Origin of the sequence: Hyalangium minutum, from assembly GCF_000737315.1 — a bacterium.
GTDB classification, from domain to species: Bacteria; Myxococcota; Myxococcia; order Myxococcales; family Myxococcaceae; genus Hyalangium; species Hyalangium minutum.
Window position 1 is genome coordinate 292235 of the sequence record NZ_JMCB01000004.1, and the last position, 24680, is coordinate 316914.

The 24680-nt window shown below is 68.9% G+C and carries 9 protein-coding genes; all 9 read left to right on the forward strand.

Annotated features, from left to right (window positions below):
- Positions 1–59 precede the first annotated feature (59 nt).
- The 9 genes from DB31_RS12615 (at position 60) to DB31_RS50450 (ending at position 24678) form a co-directional block, all read left to right on the forward strand.
- On the forward strand, positions 60–1742 hold the full coding sequence (locus DB31_RS12615) for a class I adenylate-forming enzyme family protein (RefSeq protein ID WP_044186782.1): 1683 nt from the start codon (positions 60–62) through the stop codon (positions 1740–1742).
- A 34-nt stretch (positions 1743–1776) separates the two neighbouring features.
- A complete protein-coding gene (locus DB31_RS12620; RefSeq protein WP_044186784.1) occupies positions 1777–3141 on the forward strand; it encodes a condensation domain-containing protein in 1365 nt (454 codons plus the stop codon).
- Between the two features lie 259 nt (positions 3142–3400).
- Positions 3401–7564: a type I polyketide synthase gene (locus DB31_RS12625; RefSeq protein ID WP_044186787.1), complete on the forward strand. Its 4164-nt coding sequence runs from the start codon at positions 3401–3403 to the stop codon at positions 7562–7564.
- Between the two features lie 10 nt (positions 7565–7574).
- Entirely contained in the window at positions 7575–11261 is a 3687-nt protein-coding gene (locus DB31_RS12630) for an SDR family NAD(P)-dependent oxidoreductase (RefSeq protein ID WP_044186789.1), read from the forward strand.
- Positions 11251–13368 carry a C45 family autoproteolytic acyltransferase/hydrolase gene (locus DB31_RS12635; protein ID WP_044186792.1) on the forward strand — a complete coding sequence of 706 codons (2118 nt, stop codon included), beginning with the start codon at positions 11251–11253 and terminating at the stop codon, positions 13366–13368. The genes DB31_RS12630 and DB31_RS12635 overlap by 11 nt, the downstream gene beginning before the upstream one ends.
- Positions 13361–16222 (forward strand): beta-ketoacyl [acyl carrier protein] synthase domain-containing protein, encoded by a 2862-nt coding sequence (locus DB31_RS12640; protein WP_044186794.1) that lies wholly within the window; start codon positions 13361–13363, stop codon positions 16220–16222. The genes DB31_RS12635 and DB31_RS12640 overlap by 8 nt, the downstream gene beginning before the upstream one ends.
- Complete coding sequence (locus tag DB31_RS12645) at positions 16209–17057, forward strand: 4'-phosphopantetheinyl transferase family protein (protein ID WP_240486662.1); 849 nt, start codon at positions 16209–16211, stop codon at positions 17055–17057. Before DB31_RS12640 ends, DB31_RS12645 begins: the two co-directional genes overlap by 14 nt.
- Positions 17054–17908 carry a hotdog family protein gene (locus tag DB31_RS12650; RefSeq protein ID WP_044186797.1) on the forward strand — a complete coding sequence of 285 codons (855 nt, stop codon included), beginning with the start codon at positions 17054–17056 and terminating at the stop codon, positions 17906–17908. Before DB31_RS12645 ends, DB31_RS12650 begins: the two co-directional genes overlap by 4 nt.
- Positions 17905–24678 (forward strand): polyketide synthase family protein, encoded by a 6774-nt coding sequence (locus DB31_RS50450; RefSeq protein WP_240486663.1) that lies wholly within the window; start codon positions 17905–17907, stop codon positions 24676–24678. Before DB31_RS12650 ends, DB31_RS50450 begins: the two co-directional genes overlap by 4 nt.
- The last annotated feature ends 2 nt before the right edge of the window (positions 24679–24680 follow it).

A 24680-nucleotide genomic window follows, 5' to 3' on the forward strand; every position in this document is an offset into this window, starting at 1 on the left:
ATTTTAAATAAATGTAAATCAAGTAAGACCTGATTTGCTCGAAGAAAACGAGGGAGCGCATGGACTGGGTCAGGACGCGGCTTTTCAACCGGCTGCGGTTCGCGCTGGATTCGAAGGTGACGTTAGCAAACGTCGCCGACAAGGCGGCCGCGGCGCACGTTTCGGGAGCGGTCTTCTACCTCCATGAGCCGCTGCCCTACAGCGGACTCCCCGAGCAGTCGGTGAGCGCTCGGGACGTGCTCGGCTTCGTCAATCGCGTGGGTAACCTGCTGCTGGCCGCGGGGCTCAAGCGCTTTGATCGGGTGGCCCTCTACAAGACCCACAGCCCGGACTACTTCTTCCTCGGGCTGGCGATTGTGAAGGCCGGTGGGATCGCGGTCCCCATCAACCCGCGGATGGCGCACCGGGATCTGGGCAACTATCTCGCGCACACCGGGGCGCGGTTCGTCATCACGGACCCCGAGACCTTCACGGCCGGGGTTCAGGAGGTCGCGGCTCGCTCGAGCGTGGAGAAGTGGATCTTCACCACGGCACCGGCGGTGACGACGGTCCCGTCCCTGGTGCTCCAGCGGGAGCTGCCGGGAGCATCGGATCAGCTCGAGCCGGTGGAGCTCGCGAGCGACTCGGACGTGATGATCGTGCACACGTCGGGCACGACCGGGTTCCCCAAGGGCGTGCTCATCGGCAATGGCGGCATCATGTCCGCGCTGCGGGCGAACCTGGCCATTCAGCCGTTCTCTCGAAAGAACAAGGCGCTGTTCGTCGGCCCCTACAACCACTACGCCACCTACCTGGGGATGATGACCTCAATGGTGGGCGCAGCGCCCGTGTGGGCGCTGAGCAAGGCGGAGCCGGAGACGGTGCTGAAGCTCATCGAGCGGGAGAAGATCTCCGTCTACGTGGGGTTCCCGGACACGTACCTCGCCATGTACCACCATGGGCTCGACAAGTACGACCTGAGCTCCATGCGGGCCTGGATGTCCGCGGCGGATGCCAGCCATGAGGTGCACGTGCGCGCCTTCGTCCAGCACGGAGCGCTGTACCGGGTGTTCGGGCGTCCTGTCACTCGCTCGGTGTTCGTGGATGCGTGGGGGACCTCGGAGCTGGGCTTCTTCGGACTGACGCGCATCGCCTTCGCGGGCACGCAGCGGTATGGCCGCTGTATCGGCCGCCAGTCCCCCATCGGGCACAAGGTGAAGATCGCGGACGAGCGGGGCCGGCCGATGAAGCCCGGCGAGGTCGGGCGGTTCATGGTGAAGGGGCCCATGCTGTTCAAGGGCTACTGGAACGCGCACGACCGGCTGCACGGAGTGATGATCGACGGGTGGTGGTGGACGGGGGATGTCGGCTACCGCGACAGCTCGGGCCGCTTCTACCAGCTGGATCGGGCGGTAGATGTGATGGAGACCCGGCAGGGACCCGTCTACACCCTCCCCATTGAGGAGCTGCTGCTCAAGTTCCCCGAGGTGGGGGAGGCAGTGGTCTTCGGGGTGCCCGACGCGGACGGCAGCACGGTGCCGGCCGCCGTGGTCTACCCCAAGCCGGGGGCGACCGCGGACGCGGACGCGCTGCTGCAGCGTATCAACCAGCAGCTGGAGCCCAAGGCGGCGCTGCGCCGGATCCTCCTCGTAAACGTGGATCAGATCCCGCGCGGCTTGACGGGCAAGGTGCTCAAGCGGCAGGTGCGCGAGCGGTACGTCGATCTGGTCAAGGCTGAGCGGTCCCAGGCCGCTGTGGCCTGAGGATGTGGCGAGCACAGAGGCGAGAGGATCGAAGATGACACCGGTGGACGGAGCGTTCAGGAAGCAGGAGACGGCCACGCCGCGAACGTATCCCCTCCCTGCACACAGCCTGTTCTACATCTATCAGCTGCTGACGCTGGGGAACCTCAACTCGTGCGAGCTCGTGGAACTCGAGGGGCGGCTTGACCACGAGCGGCTGCGCGCGGCGTTGCTGCAGGCGCTGGCGCGTCACCCGGTGCTGAACAGCCGCATCAAGCCGCGCTTCATGCGGGCGTTCGACTGTGAGGTGGCGCCTGAGCCGCTGCCGATCGATGTTCGCATCGCACAGTGCGAGACAGACGAGCCGGCGGCCGTGCACCAGCGGCTGCTGGCCAACGTCTGGCAGGAGTCCTCCGACGTGACGGCGGGCCGCCCTGTGCGCTTCCATCTGCTGGAGACGCCGACCCGCAGCTACCTCCAGATCATCACCGTGCGGCTCTACAACGACGCCCGGGCGGGCTACCGGCTCGCGCACGACATCGCGGAGAGCTACACCGCCCTGGAGTTCGGCACGCCCTACGACACCACGCCCATCGAGGTGGAGGATCGCAGCACGGCGGCGCTCTTCACGCAGCACCTGCCCTTCGCGAAGCGCCTGCGCCACGCGCTGGGTGCGGTGAAGTTGATGGTGCTGGACCTGCTGAGGCCCGACGTGTCGATGCCGCTGCCGGACACGCCGAGAGGGGAGCAGGACTTCGCGAAGGTGGACTTCGGGGCCGAGCTCCTGGAGGGGCTGCGGCGGCGGGCGAAGCAGGAGAAGGTGACGGTGCATGCCATGCTGGCGCTGGCCCTGTTCCAGGTGTGGCGGGCGAGCTCTCCTGGGAAGGTCGGGCGGCGGTGGCTGCGCATCCTGGACAACTTCTCCTTGCGGCATCTGACGCGGGTGAACACGGACGAGCTCTACGAGACGCTGGTGGTTCCCTACAGCGTGCGCCTGCCGACGTCCGGGACCGACCGTGAGGTGCTCACCGCGATGGTGGATCAGCTCAACCACTGGAAGAGTGGGGAGATCCTCTCCGAGCTGTACCGCGTCCGGCTCTACACCGCGCTGGCACGTTTCTCACCGCTGCGGCTGTCCTCGGCGCTCATCACGCGGTACGTCGCCAAGTCGAACATCGTGATGTCGAATCCGGGGCCGGTGCCGTTCCCGCTCGAGCGGTTCGGAAGCGTGCCGATCGCCGACTTCATCAACTTCTCGCAGCTGTTTCCGCCTTCGCGGGTGATGCTGATCTTCAGCACGTTCAGGGGACGGCTGCGCGCGTTGGTGGTCTGGGATCGCAACGCGTATCCGGACGGGCCGGAGCGAGAGCTGATCGCTCCGCTGCGGGCCAGGCTCGCGGAGCTGGCAGCCCCGGCTTGAGTTCCTCGTGAGCTGTGCCGGGTGATGGGGAGCGGGCGCTGCACCCTGTGGACGCGCGAGCGGGCGCCCCCGCTCTATCCGCGTCGGAATGTTCACTGACGGATGACCCAGGGCTTGAGTTCAGTGGATATTCTCATTTATACTGGAAAATGAGGAACGCCGGTGCCCTTGCGGCGAGCCCTTGGCCTGGCCCTCCTCGCCGAGCGCATCCGATGAAGTCATCGCGCGAGGCTTTAACCTGAGTCGGGGTCAGGGTGTTATGGCGGAGAGGCAATTCCGGCCGATAGCCATCGTCGGCATCGGTGGTGTATTCCCGAAAGCAGCCAATCCCGAGGCGTTCTGGGAGCGGTTGCGGACGGGGCCCACGGCCATTCGCGAGTTGAGCGATCGCGAGCTGCGGCTGGACTGGTACTACAACGCGGAGCGGACGGAAGCGGATCGCACGTACTGCAAGCACGCCGCGCTGTTGGATGAGCTGAAGCTCGACTCTCGGAAGTACCGCATCCCCCCCAAGGTCGCCCAGGACATGCATCGGACGCAGCTCGCGTTCCTGGATGCGACCGCGCAGGCGCTCACGGATGCGCGGGCCGTGATCGACCGTGTGGCTCCGGAGCGCATCGGGTTCACCCTCGGCTCGCTGGGAGGGGGGCTGCGCCCGGATACCCGTGTCCGGACGCGACTGTTGGACATGCAGGAGTGCCTCTCCCGGGCCATGGCCGATAGCTCCCTGGATCCGGCCGTGGCCGCTGAGGTGATCGCGGCGACCGCTCGGCAGATCGAGCAGGAGATGGCGGGCATCACCGAGGACGAAGCCATTGCCTCCTTCAGCAGCGTCTGGGTGGGGAGGGCGGCCAAGCTCTTCAACATCCGAGGTCCCCACGCCACGGTCGACGCGGGCTATGCCTCCACCCTGGCTGCCATCCAGACCGTCAGCGCTCAGCTGAACGCCGGAGATTGTGACGTCGCCCTGGCGGCGGGGTGCAGCCAGTTGCTCACTCCGCATGATCTCGTCGCGTTCAGCAAGCTCGGCGGCCTGTCGGACTCGATACTGGCCCCGTTCGACCGCCGTGCCAACGGGACGCTCCTGGGCGAGGGCGTTGGGGTGTTCGTCCTGCGGCGTCTGGACGACGCCCTCGCGCGCGGAGAGACGATCTACGCGGTGCTTCGCGGCATCGGGGCGGCTTCCGATGGCCGGGGGAAATCCCTGATGGCGCCCAACTCGCGGGGCCAGAGCCTCGCGATGCGCCGGGCGTACGAGGAGGCTGGGTACGGTCCGGCAAGCGTGCAGTACGTGGAGTGCCACGCCACCGGCACCATCCTGGGCGACGTCACCGAGTTCCAGAGTCTGAAGGCGGTGTTCGGCGGCCAGGCAGCGCCCGGGAGCATCCGGTTGGGCAGCGTCAAAGAGCTGACGGGCCACCTGCAAGCGGCCTCGGGGGCAGCCGGGCTCATGAAGGCCACCCTGGCGCTCCATCACAAGTTCCTGCTGCCTCAGCACTCCTTCCAGGCGCCCGCGGAGGGGATCGACTTCCAGCAGACCCCCTTCTACATCTCGAACCAAGGGACGCCCTGGCCCGCGCCCCACCACGGGCCGCGGAGGGCCGCCGTCAGCGCGTTCAGCTTCGGGGGCATCAACTATCACCTGACGCTGGAGGAGTTCTCCGCGGAGTACCACCAACACCTGGCGAGGACGCTCCCCGCGCCTCAGCCCGCAGAGCCGGTCGCCATTGTCGGGCTGGGCGGAGTCTTTCCGCAGGCGGAAAATACGCAGGAGCTCTGGGCGAACCTGCTGGGGAAGCGGTGCGCCATCGGTGAGATTCCGAGCGAGCGCGCCCCCATCGATCGCTACCTGGACCCCACCCGGCAGAGCAAGGTCCGGCCCTATACCAACCTCGCGGGATACATCGTCGATGGCTCCTGGCCACAGGAGCAGGTCCGTGTTCCGCCCAAGATGTCCTCGCAGATTGACCGGGGCCACAGCTGGACGATGAAGGCGGCGCTGCAGGCGCTCGCCGATGCCAGAGTGACGCGGGAGACCGTCGACCCGGCCCGGGTGGGGGTTGTGATGGGGTACCTGCCTCCGCTCGAGCGCGAGTTCCAGACCCAGGCCCGGGTGTACTACGCCGAGTTCGACGGCCGCCTGGCCGAGCAGCTGAAGCAGCGGGGTGTCGATGACGTGACGGCGGCGAGGCTCCGCGCGGCGGCGGAGGCGCTCTACAAGAGCGAGCTGCCCCCCATCACGGAAGACACCCTGCTGGGGTACCTGGGAAGTCTGGCGGTGGGGCGTGTCGCGCACCACCTGGACTTCCAGGGGCCGATGCTCATGGTCGAGTGCGCCTGTGCCTCCAGCCTGGCGGCGCTGGACATCGCCATGAACCAGCTGCGCACGGGACAGTGCGACCTGGTGCTGGTGGGCGGGATGTATGCGTCGCTCGGCGTGGATGCCCTGAGCCAGTGTTGCTCCTTCGGGGGCTTGTCACAGAAGGGCTCCTTCCCGTTCGACGCCCGGGCCGATGGCTACATCACGAGCGAAGGGGCGGCACTGCTCGCCGTGAAGCGCCTGTCGGACGCGGAGGCGGCGGGGGACCGCATCTACGCGGTGGTGCGCTCCGTGGCCGGTGCGACGGACCCGAAGAGCGCTTCCATCTGGGCGCCCTCTTCGGAGGGACAGGTCCAGGCGGTTCGCAGGGCGGTGGAGAAGGCGGGCGTCTCTCCCGCGGACGTCCAGTACGTGGAGGGCCACGGTACGGGGACACCGGTCGGCGACCCGATTGAGATCCAGACGTACCAGGCCGTCTATGGGCGAGCTCCCACGGAGGAGAAGATCTTCCTGGGCTCCGTCAAGTCGAACGTCGGCCATCTGAACTCCGGCGCAGGGGCCGTGGCGCTGACGAAGGTCGCGCTGGCGCTGCATCACAAGCAGATCCCCCCGAACATCGGCTTCGAGACTCCCAATCCGCGCATCCCGTGGGAGCAGGTGTCCTTTCAGGTGCCCACGGAGGTGCAGCCCTGGGTGCTGAACGGTTCGGGGCTCCGGCGGGCGGGGGTGACCTCCTTCGGGCTGGGAGGGACGAGCTTCCACGCCGTCGTGGAGGAGTACCAGCCGAAGCCGCGCCGCGACACGGTTCGTGTGACGGGCGCCGAGCCGGCGCAGTCGCCTTTCCTCGGGCTCTCCGGCACGAGCCGAGTGCACATCCTCCAGCAGGTGGAGCAGCTGCTCCAAAGGCTCGGTCAGGAGCCGGGCCTGGACGCCCGTGGCCCGTTGGTGGAGACGTCCCTGCCTTGCCGCTTGGCGATGACGCTGCCCCGAGGGCCGGCCGCGCGCAAGGCGCTGGAGCGGGCCCGGACGCTGCTGGCCGGGACGGGGGAGCCGAGCCTGCCGGAGCAGGGCATCTTCTTCTACGACAGTCGCGATCCCCGCCAGCTGCACACGGGGAAGGTGGCGGCGGTTTTCCCGGGGCAGGGCCCGCAGTACGCGAACATGATCCGCGCGCTGGCGGCGGAGTATCCGGTGGTCGCCAGGACGATCTCGGAGGCGGACGAGGCCTTCGTGTCGATGACGGGGCACCCTCTCTCCAGGACCTTCTGGGTGCCTCCTGGCATGGAGGAGGCGTACCGCCAGGATGACGACACGGTCCATGCGGCCGTGTTCGTCGCGAACGTGGCGCTCTACCGCCTCATCCGCGCCCAGGGCATCCGGGTGGACGTCCTGCTGGGGCAGAGCGCGGGGGAGTACGCGGCGCTTGCCGCGAGCGGAGTGCTCTCCTTCGAGCATGCGCTGCGCGCCGTCTACCGGCGCACCCTCGCCGTGACCCGGTTGCCGATCGCTTCTCCCGGCCGGATGATCAGCGTCAGTGGCGACTTCGACAGGCTTCGCCAGCTCCTGCCCCAGGCCGGTGGGTATGTGACCGTGGCCGCGGAGAACGCCCCCGGCCAGGGCATCGTCGCGGGAGAGGTTCAGGCCGTCGAGTTCGTCACCCGGTGGTGCCGCGAGAACGGGTTCGAGGTCCGGGTGCTCCCCGTGTCCCACGCGTACCACACGCAGATCATCGCCGGCGCCGTCCCGGTCTTCAGGGGGGAGCTGGAGCAACTTTCCTGGAACGCTCCGGAGCTTCCGGTCCTCTCCAGCGTCCACGGTCGCTACTACGCGTCGCCGGTGGACGCGCGGTTCATGGCCAGGCACCTCGCCCTGCAATACGTCCTGCCCCTCCGGTTCGCACAGCACGTGCGCCAGCTGCATGACGAGGGGACGCGCCTCTTCATCGAGGCCGGGCCCAAGTGGTCCCTCACCGCTTTCATCCAAGCCACGCTGAAGGGCCTGCCCTACATGGCCCAGGCCAGCAATCACCCCAAGATGGGCGAGGTCGAGCAGTTCCACCGCCTTCTCGCGTTCAGCTACGCCCATCGTCTGCTTCGCGAATAGGTATTTCGAGATGAACGTCGTTGATCAGGAAGCAGTTCAGCAGGAGCTCGTGGCCGCCCTGGCCCAGAGGACCGGGTATGTGCCCGAGCTCTTCGGGCCTCACGTCGGCCTCGTGGATGACCTCGGGCTGACCCCCGCGGAAGTCCAAGACGCAGTCGCCTCCGTCGAGCGGAAGCTCCGGCTTCCGTTGGGCTCGCAGGTTCAAGGCGCGACGGTGGCGGCCATCGCGAGAAGCCTCATGAAGCACCCAGACCCTGGAGCACCCGTCGATATGGATCTTGAGATCACGCTGGAGCAGGTGCTGGCCTTCGTTGATGACCGCGCGGCGCGAAACGACCGCCCCGTTCTGGAGACCGTCCTCGTGGAGACGCGGGGGGCGCTCGCCCGGCTGGATGCCGCGGCGGGCCCCGTCCTCGCGCTGACGCCCCCGCCCCCCGCCCCCGTGGCCGAGGCCGTGAAGCCTGCGGCCGCGCAGCCGGAGGCCAGCGCGGACGGGGTGATGAAGCTGCTGGTGGGTGCGCTGGTGGAGCGCACGGGTTACCCGGCGGAGATGCTCGAGGCCGACTTGGACCTGGAAGCGGACCTGGGCATCGACACGGTCAAGCAGGTGGAGTCGTTCGCCATAGCGCGGGTGCATCTGGGCGTGGCGAAGGATGAGAACTTCCGCCTGCGCGACTACAACACGCTGCGCAAGATGGTGCAGTACCTGGCGAGCAAGGCTCCTGGGGCAGCGGCACCGCCCGTGGTTGCGGCAGCGGTGGTCTCGCCTCCGCCCGTCTCGCCTCAGGCGCAGGTGGCAGCCGTGCGACCGCAGGCGGCGACAGCTGCGGCGATTCCTCCCTCCGCGACAGTTCCTCCGCCGGGGGGCGCGCCGGCCGTGGATGCCATCGTGGAGTTGCTCCGGGCCGCGATGGCCGCGAAGACGGGCTACAACCTGGACGTCCTCCAGCCCCAGCTGGACCTGGAGGTGGACCTGGGCATCGACACCATCACCCAGGTCGAGGTCTTTGCCCACGCGCGCATGACCTATGGCGTCGAGCGCGACGACAAGTTTCGAGTGCGCAACTACAACACGCTCCAGAAGATGGCGGACTACCTGGTGGCCAGGGCCTCTGGGAAACCCGCCGCCGTCGCGGCTCCCGCGCCCGTGGCCGAGGCCGTGAAGCCCACGCCCGTGGCCGAGGCCGTGAAGCCCGCGGCCGCGCAGCCGGAGGCCAGCGCGGACGGGGTGATGAAGCTGCTGGTGGGTGCGCTGGTGGAGCGCACGGGTTACCCGGCGGAGATGCTCGAGGCCGACTTGGACCTGGAAGCGGACCTGGGCATCGACACGGTCAAGCAGGTGGAGTCGTTCGCCATAGCGCGGGTGCATCTGGGCGTGGCGAAGGATGAGAACTTCCGCCTGCGCGACTACAACACGCTGCGCAAGATGGTGCAGTACCTGGCGAGCAAGGCTCCTGGGGCAGCGGCACCGCCCGTGGTTGCGGCAGCGGTGGTCTCGCCTCCGCCCGTCTCGCCTCAGGCGCAGGTGGCAGCCGTGCGACCGCAGGTGGCGGCGGCTCTGCCTCTCCCCCCGGTCGTGGGCGCGCCCGTGGGGCCGGCCGTGCAGGTGGTGCAGGCCTTTTTGGTTTCGGCACTCCAGGAGAAGACCGGCTACAACATCGAGCTCATCCAGCCGGATCTCGATCTGGAGGTGGACCTGGGGATCGACACCGTCACCCAGCTTGAAGCCTTCGTCATGGCTCGGGAGAAGTTCGGGGTGGCGCGGAACGAGAAGTTCCGAGTGCGCAACTACAACACCGTACGGAAGATGGCGGAGTACTTGGTCAGCAACGCGCGGGACGGTGTCGCGACCCCGGCCGCCGAGGTGGCCCCTCCGCAGGCACCCGCTACCGGCAAGAGCACGCTCGGGCTGGAGGAGATCCGCCGCTTCATCGCACAGTGCGAGGCCCGAGGGGATACCGCCTCGCTGCGGCGGCTGGCCGCGCACCTCGAGGGGCGGCTGCAGGCTCCCCTCCAGGCGGTGACTCCGCCCGCCCAGCTCGCCGGCAAGCGGTATGAGGTCATCCCGGTGGAGCTGGCCGCGCAGGTGAGCACGGAGAACATCGCTCACCTGAAGGGCAAGACCATTGGTATCTCCACGGATGCCCAGGGCTCCTATAAGGCGCTGGCGCAGCTGCTGGAGGCGGCGGGGGCCCAGGTGGTCGTCCTGTACGCGGGGCCGGCAGCGGGTGACGGGGTGTCGCAGGACTGGCGGCAGCCCGAGAGCGTGGGCCGAAGCCTGAAGGAGCTCCAGGCGACTCGGCCCCTCGACGGACTCATCCTCCTGCACACCACGGCGCCCGCTCCGAAGCTGACGGAGCAGGACGCCTCGGCTTGGGCCAACACCCTCAATACCTTCTCGCTGGGGCTGTACCAGAGTGGGCTCGCCGTCTACGACCGCATCAACGAGCTGCCCGGCGGCGGGTGGTATCTGGTGGCCACCGCGGGCGGTGGGCTCTTCGGGCATGCCAACGCCCAGGGGCGCATCCCTCTGGCGGGTGCCGCCGGTGGCTTCGTCAAGTGCCTGAAGCGGGAGCTGCCGGACGCGCGCTGCAAGGTCGTGGATCTGGATCCCCAGGACGCGTCCCAGTGGGCCCGGCACATCTGGAATGAGCTGGTCAGCGCCGATCGCGACATCGAGGTGGGGTACACCGGAGGCCGGCGCTACGTCTTCCGGGACATCGAGACGCCCCTGGCGACGGGAGCGCAGCTCATGTCCATCAAGCCCGGCTCTGTCGTGGTGGTCTCGGGAGGAGGCCGTGGGGTCGTCTACCCTTGCGCGAAGCTGCTGGCGAAGGCCACCGGTGCCCGCGTCATCATCACCGGGCGCACGGTTCCCCCTCAGGGCAACGAGGAGTGGCTGAAGGTGCCCGAGGCGGAGCTGCCCGCTTACCGGATGGCCTTCATCAAGCGCTACATGGCGGAGCATCCGGGGAAGACCCCGGTGCAGGCTCGCCGGGTCTTCGAGTCCGACGTGGCCAACCGGCGGGAGCTGCACCGCAACCTCGAGGACTGCCGGAGCCAGGGTATCTCGCTCGAGTACAAGGTCTGTGACATGACGGACCAGAACGCGGTTCGGGCCCTGCTGGCGGGGGTGCGTCGCGAGTACGGACGCATCGACGGCATCGTGCATGGGGCGACCATCGAGGAGTCCAAGAGCCTTCCGATGAAGTCCTCGGACATGTTCGTCCGGACGCTGGCCTCCAAGGCGCACCTCTGGCACCTGCTGGCGCAGGAGACTTGGAACGACGATCTCCAGTTCTTCATCACCTTCGGCTCGGGCAGCGGCCGCTATGGCAACAAGGGCCAGACCGACTACTCCCTGGCCAACTACCTCGTCGCCAAGGCGGGGCTGGTCTATGGCTCCCTGCGGCCCGGGGTGCGGAGCGTGACGATCGACTGGCCCGTGTGGGTCGGTGCCGGCATCGTGGAGAACAACGCGGACTACCAGGAGCGCCTGCGCGCCATGGGCATCTGCGTCATCCACATCGACGAAGGGGCGTACTGGTTCGTCGACGAGCTCCTGCGCGGCGGCACGGCCGGCGAAGTCGTCATCGCGGACGACAGGACCTTCGAGACCCTGGGCTGGCCTCGCCACGAGAAGGAGGCGCTCCGGGTTACCGGCAAGGAGGCTGGCGGAACCCGCTATGCCATCTGATTCGTCCGCGTCCCTCCCGCTGCTGGTGCTGTCGGGCTCTCCCTATGAGGTGGGCCGGCAGCATGGCTCCCTCATGCGGGAGGAGATCGCTTACGCCGTTTCGGTCGAGGACGAGGCCATCCGTCCCATGCTGGGGAAGATCGGCGTGAGTGACCAGACCATGCGGCAGCGCATGGCGGCGCTCGGGGCGCTGTTGCCTGCGGACGTCCACGAGGAGGTTCGCGGGATCTCCGACGCGAGCGGCATCTCACGCGAGACGATTCTCTACCACACGCTTGTCCTGGACATCCTGTCGGGCGCCCCCATTGGGTGCTCCCAGTTCGCGGTCTTCGGACGCGCGACGGTGGACGGGAAGGTCATCCACGGTCACAACCTGGATGTCCCGTACCCCTCCCTGGCGAAGTTCCTGCGCCCCGTCTGCATCGTCTATCGGCGCGAGGGGTGCATCCCGTACGTGTCCATCACGTTCTGGCCTGTGGCGCTGGGCGTGTGCTCCGGGATGAATGCTGAAGGGCTGAGCCTCGGCGTGAACGTCCCGGTCGCTCCGCTGGATCCGCGCGTGTTCTACCCCCTGACGTTCCAGAACCGGGAGGTCCTGTCCCGGGCGCGCACGCTGGAAGAGGCCCGTGCGGTGCTGGAGGGCACGCAGCGCGGTGGGAGCTGGAACCTGATGCTGACACACCGCTCGGGCCAGGCGCTGGTCTGGGAGCAGGTGGGGCCTCACTCCGGCCAGTACGCGGCCCACCCCGAGCAGGACTTCGTCGTCTCCACCAATCACCTGCGCGTCGCGCACAAGGCCGCCCAAGGGCACGAGGCCGTGGCCCTGGAGATGCTGCAGGACATGCAGGAGGACTCCATTCACCGCTATCGGCGCCTGGAGCAGCTCGTCCGTGGGAGCTGGGGCGACATTCGTCTGGACACGGCGGTCGGGTTCCTGCGCGACTGTGGGGAGTCCGCGAGCGCGCCGTCACCGTCGATGCGCACCATCTGCCGGGCGGACAACGCCCTGAGCATGGTCTATGAGCCCGCGACGCTGACGCTGGACCTGGCGGCGGGAGCCATGCCGGCGGCGCTGGCCTCGCGGCGGCGGTTGCAGCTGGGGCCCCTGTTCAACACCTCCGCTCCCGAGGTGGGTGAGGCCACGCGCCCCATGGCGGCGGAGCAGGGCACATTCCCCATGCAGGGGACGGCGCGGGAGCGCGGATGCTGGGCCCGCACCTTCGCACTCCAGGAGGATGTCTATCTCATGGAGCATCGGGTCAATGGCATTCCCGTGCTGCCCGGCGCCGCGGCCATCGAGTGGCTCGCCGAGGTCGCTGCGGCCGAGGGGGAGGGCGAGGTCGCCGAAGTTCGCGAGGTGTGGCTGGAGAAGTTCATCCGGGTCCGGCCCGAGCGTCCGACGGAGGCCTATGTCCGCACCGTTCGGAAGGGGGAGGTGTTGGCGGTCTCCTCCTACGCCGACCTGTTGAATCCCCGCGGCGCCGTGCTGCGGCCGGACGTGCTGCACTACCGCGGCGAGGTGCGGTTGGGACCGCGCCCGCAGCGGAAGATTGCGGCGGGGTTCGGAGCGGCCCGCGGAGTGGACGGGGAGCTCCCCTTCAGCCGCTCCTACGTGAAGGACGCCTACTTCCACGTGGGTCCTCCGTTCCGCATCGTCGATTGGATCAGCTATCCAGGACCGAGGGAGGCGATCGCGAGCCTGCATGTCCCCGAGCCGGCGGGCTACTTCGCCTCGGTTCCCTGGGCTCGCTTCTGGCTGGATCCCTTCGTCCTTGACGGCTGCTTCCAGCTCGCTGGCACGCTGGGCATCCTCCACAACCTGAGGGCGCCCGTCCCTCAGGGGGTGGGCAGGCTGGTCCTGGGCCGGACGCCGCTGCCGGGCGAGAGGCTCTGGTGCCGCGCGCGGCTGGACCGGGAGGTGGGAGAACTCCTGTACTACGACTTCACCCTCTGGGACGCGGAAGAGCGGATCTGCCTGGAGGCTCACGACTACTGCTCCATCAGCGTGGATGTCTATACGCCCGAGCAGAAGGCGTTCTTCAGAAAATCTCTGGACCCGGCGGGTGCGCTCTATCCGCAAGCCGGGAGAGGGGCTGCGCATGCCTAGTGTTCGTCAGGAGTCCATCGCCATCATTGGAGCGGGGTGCGTGCTGCCAGATGCCCCCGACGTGCCCACGTTCTGGCGCAACCTGCAGGCGGGGCACGTGGCCGTCCGCCAGCTGTCGGGGGCACGCTGGGAGTGGAGCGAGTATGGCAGCGAGGACCCGGGCGCGCCCGAGCGCACGTACTCCTTCCTGGGGGCCCCCGTCGAAGGGCTGCAGCTCGACTGGAAGAAGTTCAAGGTCCCTCCCATCGAGAAGCGGCTGCTGCATAGCATCGAGCTGATGGTGCTCGAGGCCGCCCACCAGGCGATGACGAGCGCGGGCTACACCCCGGATCGGGTGTTCGGGCGGGACCGGGTCGCGGTGATTGCTGGCTCCAGTGGAATGGGCCGCAAGAGCAACCTGGGCTTCAACACCAAGTGGCGGCTGCCCGAGTTGCTGCGCGCCGCGCGTCAGACCCAGGCTTGGAAGGGGCTCTCCGCGGAGCAGGCCGGACAGGTCGCCCGGGAGCTCCAGGAGGAGTTCGTCCAGCAGCAGATCGACAACTCGGACGACTGGGCCTTCTGGGGGTTCATGAGCCCGGTGCTGGGCCGCGTGTGCAGCATCTTCGATCTGCACGGGCCCCACTTCTGCGTGGATGCCCATGCCGCGTCGGGGCTGGCCGCCATGGAGACCGCGGTCCAGGGATTGATGAGCGGCGAGTGGGACATGGCCCTTGTGGGCGCAGCCAGTCCGGCCCTGTCCCCCATGGAGTACGTGCTCCACAGCAAGCTGCGCCGGCTCTCGACGCGTGGCGTGTTCCCGCTGGATGCCAGGGCAGACGGGACCGCGCTCGGAGAAGGCGCCGTGATGTTCCTGCTCAAGCCGCTGGAGGCCGCGCTGCGGGAGGGTGATCCCATCCAGGCGGTGCTCCGAGGCGTGGGCGGCGTGAGCCGGGGCGCGGGCCCTGTCCTGACGGCGACGGACCCCCAGGCGCATCAGCGGGCGGCGGTGGAATCGCTCCGGCGCGCCGACGTCGCTGTCGACTCGGTCTCCTACCTGGAGACGGGCGCGACGGGCCTCCCGACGTGGGATGCCCACCTCGTCACGGGGCTGTCAGGCGCGTACCAGGGTGCCAAGCAGGTGTCGGTTGGCGCCGTCTCGGAGTCGGTGGGCGACCTCCAGAGCGCGTCGAGCTTGGCGGCGATGCTCAAGGTCATCCTGATGCTGCGGGAGAGGACTCTCGTTCCCCAGCGGTCCTTTCAGACGCAGCACCCGTCCCTCGCGCTTCAGGGCACTCCCTTTCACGTCAACAAGGAGCTGGCTTGGCCGGCGCCTGGCCGGCGCCGGGCAGCCATCCATGCCGCGGGTCTCGGAGGCGTCGCCTACCATGCGGTGGTGGAGGAGTACGTGCCGGAGGCCCCACGGCCCTCCGTCGCTGTCTCCGCACCCCGCTCCCGCGCGGAGCCGATCGCCATCGTGGGGCTCTCGTGCAGGTACCCTGGCGCGCCCAACCCCTCGGCTCTCTGGGACAACACGCTCCAGGGGCGCTCCGCAGTGAGGGACATTCCCGAGACACTTTTGCCCGTGTCGCTCTACCACGACGCCACGCGGAAATGGGTCGGCGGGCGGGACGCCTATTTCCGGATGTATCTGCCCAAGGCTGCTTTGGTGGAGGACCCTCCCTTTCCCTTCGCGGAGTTCGGCATCCCGCCGAGCGCGGTCGCCCAGATGGACATGTCCCAGCGCTGGACCCTGGAGGTGGCCAGGGCCGCGGTGGGGGACGCGGGATATGGGCCTCAACGCGCGCTGCCCTCGGAGCGCACGGCCGTCATCGTGGCCACCACGCCAGGCAATCGCCAGGAGATTGGGGTCGAGACGCAGCTGGCCTATCCGGAGTTCGCGAGGATCTACCGCCAGGTCCTCCTGCGCGCGGGGGTGGCCGCTGACGTGGCGGAGCGCTTCCTCTCGGAGACCCGTCAGGCCTTCCAGGGCCAGCAATCGCCCATCACCTCCGAGACACTTCCCGGCATCCTCAACAGCGCCCCGGCCACGCGCGTGGCCCGGGCCCTGGACACACGTGGGCCCTCCTTCACGGTGGAGTCTGCCTGTGCGTCGACGCTCACCGCGCTGAGCCTGGCCATTCAGGGACTGCGTGACGGCAGGTGGGACGTGGCGGTGGTCGGCGGGGTGTGGTCGCAGATCACCGTGCCCTTCTGCGTGAACATGTGCTTCGTCGGGGCCATCTCTCCGAAGGGGCAGACCCGGCCTTTCTCCAATGAGGCGGATGGGTTCGTTCACGGCGAGGGCTGCGGCATCTTCGTGCTGAAGCGGCTCTCGGACGCCCAGCGGGACGCGGATCGCATCTACGCCTTGATCCAGGGAATGGGAGGGGCGACGGACGGACGGGGCAAGTCCATCTTCGCGAGCCAGGAGCAGGGGCAGGAATTGGCGATGCGGCGCGCCCTCCAGGACAGCGGCGTCGAGCCGGCGAGCATCCAGTACGTCGAAGCGCACGGGACCGGCATGCTGGAAGGGGACCTGCCCGAGGCGGGGGCCCTGCTCAAGGTCTACGGCAGGAGGGACCGTCCCGTGACGGTTGGCGCGCTCAAGCCGCTGATCGGCCATTCCTACATCGCGTCCGCCGGGGCTGCCGTCATCCGCGCCGTGCTCGCGCTCCAGCGGGGCGTCCTTCCGCCCCTCTTCACGGGGCCCTCGCTGAACCCACACCTTGCCGCCTGTGAGGGCCAGCTGGACTTCCGCCGCGAGCCGAGCCGTTGGCAGGTGGAAGGCGGGCCCCGCCGTGCGGCCGTCAATGCGTATGGATTTGGCGGGACCAACTACCACCTCATCCTCGAAGAGTACCGTGGAACCCTGTGACTTCACGTTGGAGGCGGAGGAGGGCTCGCTGGTCGAGCCCGTCGCCGTGGTGCTGCCTGGAGGCCAGCGCATCACCTTCGTGGTGGTGCCGCTGACCTCCGTGCGCCGGGCCTGGGCGGCGCACCCGGGCGGCCCGATCTCACGGGTCCTCACCCAGGCAGAGCTCGCCGTGAGCGGGATGCACGCGGTGGTCGAGCGGAGGATGGCGCACCTCGCGGGCCGCATCGCCGCGAAGTTCGCGCTGATCGCGCATCTGGGCGCCCAGGGACACCCCCTGGAGGCCCGGGACCTGGGGCTCACTCAGATGATGGCGGGCCCTGAGGAGGGGCGGCCCGTGGCCCAGCTTCCCGCCGGGGTGCCTGCTTGCGACGTGTCGATCACTCATTCGCACGCGCTGGCGCTGGCGGTGGTGACGAGCGGGGGACGGGTAGGGGTGGACCTGGAGCGCGTCGCGCCTCGGGCGGCCGCGTTCCAGGAGGAGGTGTTCACTCCGGTCGAGCGGGTGTGGTTCGAGCACCAGGGGCGGCTCCAGGGGCGGACGCCAGATGAGATGTGGAGCTTGGGCTGGTGTCTCAAGGAGGCCTGGGTGAAGTGCACGGGACAGGGCCTGAGGGCCGCGCTTCAGCAGGTGTCCTTCTCGGGGTGGACGGAGCTGGGGGGGAGAGACGTGCACCTCGCCCCACTGACGGAGGGGCCAGACGCCTTTGTCCGGTTCATCCACCTGGAGCTTTCGGAGCGCCGCGAGACGGGTGTCACGGGCTTGGTGGCGCTGGGCCAGGGGTATGCGCTGGCAGCCCTGCACGACGCGCGTGAACCTGGGGCGGTATCGACATGATGGGTGAGGAACCGAGGCTCGGTGGCGGGGTGGTCTCCGATGGGAGCTGGCGCTTCGATCGCATGGTCGACGTCCAGTCGGATCCGTACCTGCTGGACCATGTCGTCGAAGGGCAGCCGGTGTTTCCCGCCGCGTACCTGGTGGGCCTCATGACGCAGTCGGCCCACCGTGTGCTGCCACGGTGCCAGGTGCTGGGGGTCCGCAACGTGCGCTTCGTGCAGGCGGCCCGGTTCAAGGACCGGCAGGCCCTCCAGTTCTCGGTCACGGCGGAGTGCGTGGAGCCGGATCGCATCGCCGTTGGCATCTCCTCCAGCATGGACCCGCCTCGCGCGGGGTTCCCCCGCATTCACAGGACGCATGCCAGTGGGGACGTGCGGATGGGAGAGCGCGTGGAGCAGCCCGCGCGCTTCCAGCGGTTGGACTTCTCCGGCGCCTCGGATTACGCGGAGCTGTACCGGCTGCCTCGCGAGATTCAGCACGGGCCCGCCTTCCTCGCGGGGCTGCGGTACCGCCGCCCGGCACCGGATCAGCTCCTCGCGGTCGTCGCGCCTCCGGGCCGCTCGGAGCTCGGGTGGCAACCGGACCCGGATGCGCCGGGGTGGCCTGCCACGCTGCTCAACGCCATCCTCCATGTCGCGTTCTCCCTCGGGGTGCTGGCCCGGGAGCGAACCGTCCTCCCGTTGGAGTTGGCGTCCGGTGAGCTGCACGCGATTCCGCGCGGAGAGGTCCAGGTGTTCGCGCGGAGGACGGCCGCCGAGGAGGGCAAGCAGACCTTCCACGTGGCCTCGTGGGATACGCAGGGACGGCCCGTCGCCCTCTTTCGGGGGTTCGCCGTGCAGGAGGTGCCGTGAGCGCCGCGCTGTTCCGGCCTGTCGCCATCGTGGGCGTGGGGTGTGTCTTTCCCAAGGCGAACAGCCCCGAGGCCTTCTGGACGCAGCTCTCGACAGGCGCCACGGCCCTCGGCGAGCTGAACGAGCGGGAGTTCCGGCCGGAGTGGTACTACGACCCCTCGCGCACCGCCCCCGACCGTACCTCCTGCCGCTACGGCGCACTCGTGGACGAGCCCCGGCTGGATGCCAGGAAGTACCGCATCCCGCCGAGGGTGCTGCAGGACATGCACCGGATGCAGCTCGCCTTCATTGATGCGACGGCCCAAGCGCTGGAGGATGCCCGGGGCGGCATGGGCCAGGTCGCGCCGGAGCGCATGGGCCTGGTGCTGGGTTCTCTCGGCGGTGGCCTGCGTCCCGGCACCCGCGTCCAGAGCCGGCTCTTGGACATGCTGCGCTCGCTGTCCGCGTCGGCGACGTTGGCCTCGCTTCATCCGGGCCTCACTTCCGAGCTGGCGGCGGCGCTCACCCAGCAGCTCGAGGCGGAGCTGGCCGGAACCAGCGAGACGGAAGCGACCGCGTCGTTCAGCAGCATCTGGGGCGGACGGGCCGCCAAGCTCTTCGACTTGCGGGGGCCGCACTTCTCCGTGGACGCGGGCTATGCGTCCACGCTCGCGGCCATCCAGAGCGCCAGCCAGCAGCTCAACTCCGGTGACTGCGATGGGGTGGTGGCGGCGGGTTGCAGCCAGTTGCTGACGCCGCATGACCTCGTCGCGTTCAGCAAGCTCGGGGGGTTGGGGACCTCCGTGCTGGCGCCGTTCGACCGGCGCTCGAGCGGGACCCTGCTGGGCGAAGGGGTTGGGGTGTTCGTTCTCCGCCGCTTGGAGGATGCCCTGGCGGCCGGCGCAAAGGTCTATGCCGTCATTCGGGGCATCGGCGCGGCATCGGGTGGCAGGGGCACCTCCCTGGTGGCGCCGAACCCGAAGGGGCAGATCCTGGCGATGCGCAGGGCCTATGCACAGGCCGAGTACGGGCCCCGCGACGTCCAGTACGTCGAGTGCCATGCCTCGGGGATTCCCCTGGAGGACGCGGCCGAGTTCCAGAGCCTGCGGGAGGTCTGGAGCGAAGGGGAAGGCGCGTCCCCCGTCATGCTGGGAGGCGTCAAGGAGCTGACCGGGCACCTCCAGGCGGCCTCGGGCGCGGCGGGCCTGCTCAAGACCACCCTGGCACTGTTCCACAAGGTGCTGCCGCCGCAGCACTCGTTTCAGGAAGGCGCCGAGGGAGTCGACCTGCGCGGCACGCCGTTCTACTTCACGCGGGAAGGCAGGCCCTGGCCAGCCGTCGCGAATGGGCTGCGGCGGGCTTCCGTCAGCGCCTTCGGCTTCGGCGGGCTGAGCTACCACCTGACGCTCGAGGAGTTCTCCGCCGACGCGCATGCGCGCCTGGCCCGCTCCCTGCCGCCCCCTCGGCCCGCCGAGCCGATTGCCATCGTGGGACTGGGAGGCGTGTTTCCCGGCGCGGAAAACGCCGAGCAGCTCTGGAGCAACCTGCTGGCGAAGCACTGCGCGATTGGAGCCATTCCGCCCGAGCGGGCCGAGACCGCTCGCTACCTGGATCCGGCGCGCAAGAGCAAGGTCCGGCCCTACACCAACCTTGCGGGCTCCATCGTCGACGGGAGCTGGCCCCAGGAGCGGGTCCGCCTCCCTCCCGAGGCCGTGGCGCAGATCGACCGGGGACAGAGCTGGACGATGAAGGCGGCCCTGCAGGCGCTCGACGACGCTGGCTGGCGGCCCGGGGGCGTCGACTCCCAGCAGGTCGGGGTCGCGATGGGCTACATGCCGCCGCTGGAGCGGGAGTTCCTGACGCAGGCGCGCGTGTACTACGCCGAGTTCGACGGGCGGCTGGCGGAGCAGCTGCGGCGGCGCGGCGTCGACGATGCGACGGCGGCGAGAATCCGTGAGGAGGTGGAGCAGGACTACAAGCGGGAGTTGCCGCCCATCACCGAGCAGACGTTGCCGGGCTACCTGGGCAGCCTCGCCGTGGGCCGCGTCGCCCATCACCTGGACCTCCAGGGACCGGCGATGATGGTGGAGTCCGCCTGTGCCTCCAGCCTGGCGGCCATGGAGATCGCCGCCAACTTCCTGCACACCCGGGAGTGCGATCTGGTGCTGGCAGGCGGCATGTATGCCTCGCTCGGAGTGGATGCCCTGGTCCAGTGGTGCTCCTTCGGGGGGTTGTCCCAGAACGGCTCCTTCCCCTTCGATGCACGGGCCGACGGCTACGTGACGAGCGAAGGGGCGGCCATGCTCGCGCTGAAGCGCCTCTCGGATGCGCAGGCGGCCGGCGATCGCATCTACGCGGTGATTCGCGCCGTCGCGGGCGCGACCGACCCGAAGAGCGCCTCCATCTGGGCGCCCTCCTCGGAGGGCCAGGTCCAGGCGGTGCGCAGGGCCGTGGAGAAAGCCGGGGTCACGCCGGACGACATCCAGTACCTGGAGGGACATGGTACGGGGACCCCGGTGGGAGATCCCATCGAGGTGGAGACCTATCGCTCGGTCTACGGGCAGGGCCGCCCGGGGAGGCGAGTCCTCCTGGGCTCCATCAAGTCGAACCTGGGGCACTTGAACTCCGGGGCCGGCGCTGTGTCGCTGCTCAAGGTCGCGCTGTCCCTGCACCATGGGCAGGTCCCGCCCAACGCGGGCTTCGCGACGCCCAATCCGTCCATTCCCTGGAGCGCGCTGCCCTTCCGGGTGCCGGCGGAGGCCGAGCCCTGGGTGGCCTCGGAGAACAGCGTCCGGCGAGCGGGCGTCACCTCGCTGGGGCTGGGCGGCACCAGCTTCCACGCCATCGTGGAGGAGCCTCCCCCCCGGGCCTCGCCGCGAACCGTTCCAGCGCCTGTGGGCGCTCAACTGAATCCACCGATTGTTCAAAGGGCACGTGAGATGACCCCGGAACCGCAAGCAGCCACCCGAACGTCCATGCCCATCGCCATCATCGGGGCTTCGTGTCAGGTGGCAGGCGCCGATACGCCCGAGCAATTCTGGCAGTACATCGTGGAGGGCAAGCCCCGGTTCACCCAAGTGCCGGCCTCCCGCTTTCGCTGGGAGAGCTTCTACAGCCAGGACCCCTCCGAGACGGAGAAGGGCGAGGTGTGGAGGGCGTCCTTCTTCAACGACCTGGAGCTGCCGTGGCGTGAGTACAAGGTCGGGCCGAAGATGCTCGATGAGCTCCACCGCTGCGAGCTGTACACGGTGGAGGCGATCCGCCGGGCCCTGGCGGACGCGCGCCTGCTGGACCGTGCATTCCCCCGGGAGCGGACGGCCGTCATCATGGGCGGGACGGAGATGGGCTACGACTCTCGCATCACCCATCCCTTCCTCTGGCACCTCCCTCAGTTGATGGAGTCCATCCGGGCGGCGATGGATGGCTCGGGGCTTCCCGAGGACGCCCGTCGCCGCATCCTGGAGGACGCGGAGAGGAACTTCCGCGAGGTCAGCCATCGCGAGTTCACCCGAGGCACCGTCTCCGGCATGAGCCTGGCCCTGGGGCGGGCGTGCTCGCTGTTCGACTTGAAGGGGCCGCACTACGTCGTGAACGCCGCCTGCTCGTCCGTCATGGCGGCGCTCGAGAACGCGGTCAACGGGCTCACACTGCGGGACTACGACGTCGCGCTGGTGGGAGGCACCAGCCCCTACCTGACGCCCGCGCCCTTCGTCACCTTCGAGCGCATGCGGCTGCTGACGCGCGAGGCGCAGCCTCGTCCCTTCGACGCCGGGGCCAGCGGAACGCTCTTGGGGGAGGGCACTGGCTTCTTCGTGCTGCGACGGCTCGACGATGCGATCAAGAACGGGGACACCATCCTCGGCGTCATCCGGGGAATCAGCGGGGCGAATGACGGGCGCCGAGGCGCGCTCCTCAGCCCGCCCGTGGAGGCCCAAACCCTGGCGGCCCGGCGCGCCTATGAGCTCGCGGGGTACGCGCCCGACTCGGTCCAGTACCTGGAGTGTCACGCCAACGGCGTCGAGTTCCTGGAGGCCTCCGAGCTGGAGGCGATGGGGCAGGTGTTCGGCAGCCGCGCACCCCGAAGCCTCACGATTGGCTCGACCAAGAACATGGTGGGCTATCTGCTCTCGGCCTCGACGATGCCGGGCCTCGTCCGCACGTTGATGGCCCTGAAGCACCAGGCGCTGCCGGCCCAGGGGCACGTGCGCCAGCTGCGCGACGAGCTGCGCGTGGAGGGGACGCCCTTCCAGGTCCTCTCGGAGCTTCGCCCTTGGAATGCCCCTGCTGGCGGAGTGCCCCGCCGTGCGGGCGTGAACTCGCTGGCGATGGGCGGACAGGCCTACCACCTCACGTTGGAGGAGTACCTGCCCGAGTACCACGCCCGGCTGGCCGCGAGCCTCGGCCCCCCGCCGAAGCGGGAGCCCGTGGCCGTCGTGTCGTACGGAGCCCTGGCGCCCGGCGCGCACAACAGCGACACGTTCTTCGAGAACGTGCTGGCGAAGAAGGACCAGATCATCCGGGTCCCCAAGGACCGGTTCGACATCGACCGGTACTACGGTCCCGAGGGAGTGACGGGGAAGATCTACTGCCCGCTGGGAGGCTTCCTTGAGGACTTCACCTTCGACGAGAAGGCGTTCCTCATCCCGCCGATGCTGGCGGCCCAGCTCGACCGCTCCCACACATTCGCGCTGACGGCCGCCGCCGAGGCGCTCCGCAAGACGACCGCGCCGCAGAAGGTGCCGCAGCGAACCGCCGTCTTTCTGGCGGACATGCCCGGGCGCCTGCGCGAGCGCGAGGTGGAGCTGCGCATCTCCTATACCGAGATGGATGCACTCTTCCGGCGGGTGCTCCAAGACAACGGGGTGCCCACCGCCACCACCGAGCGGATCGCCCGCCAGGCCGAGGGCCACTTCAAGGCAGACATGGCGCCCATGACGCCCTACACCCACGCGGGGTATGCCGGCAGCACGGAGGCTACGATCATCGCGCATGTCTACGGGTTCAAGGGCGCCACCAGCATCTTCGAGAGCACCTGTGCGTCGTCGCTGGCCGCCATCGAGGCGGCCGTGGCGAGCCTCCAGCTGGACCTCACAGACGTCGTGCTGGCGGGCGGCACCTTCGCGGATCTGGAGCCCGATCTGTATGCCATCAACTGCACCTTCCGGGGCATGAGTGGAACCGGGAGCCGCCCCTTCGACGCGGACGCGTCCGGGTTCATCCCCGGAGAAGGCGCGGGCGTCGTCGTGCTCAAGCGGCTGAAGGACGCGGAGCGGGATGGCGACACGATTCTCGGCGTCATCAAGGGGATTGGCTCCTCCAGTGATGGAAAGGGCAAGTCCCTGCTCGCGCCCAACCAGGTGGGCCAGGAGCTGGCGGTGCGGCGTGCTCTGGAGCGAGCGGAGATCTCACCGGCTTCCATCCAGTACATTGAATGCCATGGCACGGCGACCCCGGTGGGAGACTTCACCGAGATCTCCACCTACTCACAGGTCATGCAGGGGCGTCCGCCGCGCTCCGTGGGAATCGGCTCGGTGAAGTCGATGATTGGCCACCTGCACTCAGCCGCGGGCGTCATCAACCTTGTCAAGGTGTTGAAGAGCCTGGAGCGCAAGGTGCTTCCGCCGCAGATTCACTTCGAGCGCCCGAACCCGGACATCACGTGGGACACGGTGCCGTTCGAGGTCATCACGGAGCAGCGGCCCTGGGCCGCTCCCGCCGATGGGGGGCCACGCCGGGCGGGCGTCAGCGCCTTTGGCATGGGCGGCACCAACTACCACCTGGTGGTCGAGGAGTACCTGGGGCGACAGGAGGCCGAGGCACTGAGTCCTTCGGCCTTCCCCATGGTGGGCACGGTGGTGGAGCGCACCGCGGATTCGCTGACTGCGGTGCGAGAGCTGAGCCTGGAGACGGATCCCTACCTGCGCGAGCACCGGGTGAATGGGGTCGGGGTGCTCCCCGGTACCTTCGGCATGGAGATGATGGCCGAGGCGGCCCTGCTGCTTCGGCCTGGCCTCCACGTGGAGGGGCTCGAAGACGTTCGCTACCACCAAGCCGCCAAGGTCTGGGAGGGGAAGCGCTCGCGGCTCATCGCCACCGCCCGGGCGGGACAGGCGGACGCCGCCGGGCGCGTGTCCGTGGCGCTCCAGGTGGACCTGGAGCTCAAGCCTCGCGTGGACCTGCCCACCGTCCGCCGCAAGCTCTACACGGGCACCGTGGTGCTCTCCGCCCGGCGGGCCGTTCCCCCGGGTGACGCCGTGACGGTGGATGCCAGGACGGCGGCGCTCTGCACGACCGAAGGCCGTCAAGACTTCCGGCCGCTCTACAACCACGGCGAGGAGACCTACCTGGGGTCCTGCATGCAGGGCTGCCGCTACCTGCGCTTCCTGTCGGACACGCAGCAGGCGGCGTGGGTGGTGGAGGAGGGGCTGAACGGCCTCTTCTCGTTCACCTCGGGGCCGCGAATGCGAGTGGCGCCGCTCGCGCTCGATGCCATCAACCACGCCGCTGGCATGGCCGCCTACTACCAGCTCGAGCGCCTCGTTCTTCCGGAGGGCGTGGATCGTCTGCGGCTCCATGAGGCGATTCCCGTGGGAGAGGAGATCGCCGTCCTCTGTACCTACCTGGGCGTCAGCGACGGAATCGCCAGGCTTCGGGCCGTGGCCTTCCAGCCGCAGACACGAAAGGTGTACGTCGAGATCGACGGGCTCCGCTTCAGCATGCTGGGGCACCTGGGCCCGGTGCTCAAACCCATCATTGATGGCCGCCAGAAAGGGACGCGGGGCCGGGCGTAGTC

What these genes read in the sequence shown, in the direction of transcription:
- DB31_RS12635 (WP_044186792.1), top strand. Translation starts at nt 11,251, where the DNA reads ATGCCATCTGATTCGTCCGCGTCCCTCCCGCTGCTGGTGCTGTCGGGC.
- DB31_RS12625 (WP_044186787.1), top strand. Translation starts at nt 3,401, where the DNA reads ATGGCGGAGAGGCAATTCCGGCCGATAGCCATCGTCGGCATCGGTGGT.
- DB31_RS12650 (WP_044186797.1), top strand. Translation starts at nt 17,054, where the DNA reads ATGATGGGTGAGGAACCGAGGCTCGGTGGCGGGGTGGTCTCCGATGGG.
- DB31_RS12630 (WP_044186789.1), top strand. Translation starts at nt 7,575, where the DNA reads ATGAACGTCGTTGATCAGGAAGCAGTTCAGCAGGAGCTCGTGGCCGCC.
- DB31_RS12615 (WP_044186782.1), top strand. Translation starts at nt 60, where the DNA reads ATGGACTGGGTCAGGACGCGGCTTTTCAACCGGCTGCGGTTCGCGCTG.
- DB31_RS12640 (WP_044186794.1), top strand. Translation starts at nt 13,361, where the DNA reads ATGCCTAGTGTTCGTCAGGAGTCCATCGCCATCATTGGAGCGGGGTGC.
- DB31_RS12620 (WP_044186784.1), top strand. Translation starts at nt 1,777, where the DNA reads ATGACACCGGTGGACGGAGCGTTCAGGAAGCAGGAGACGGCCACGCCG.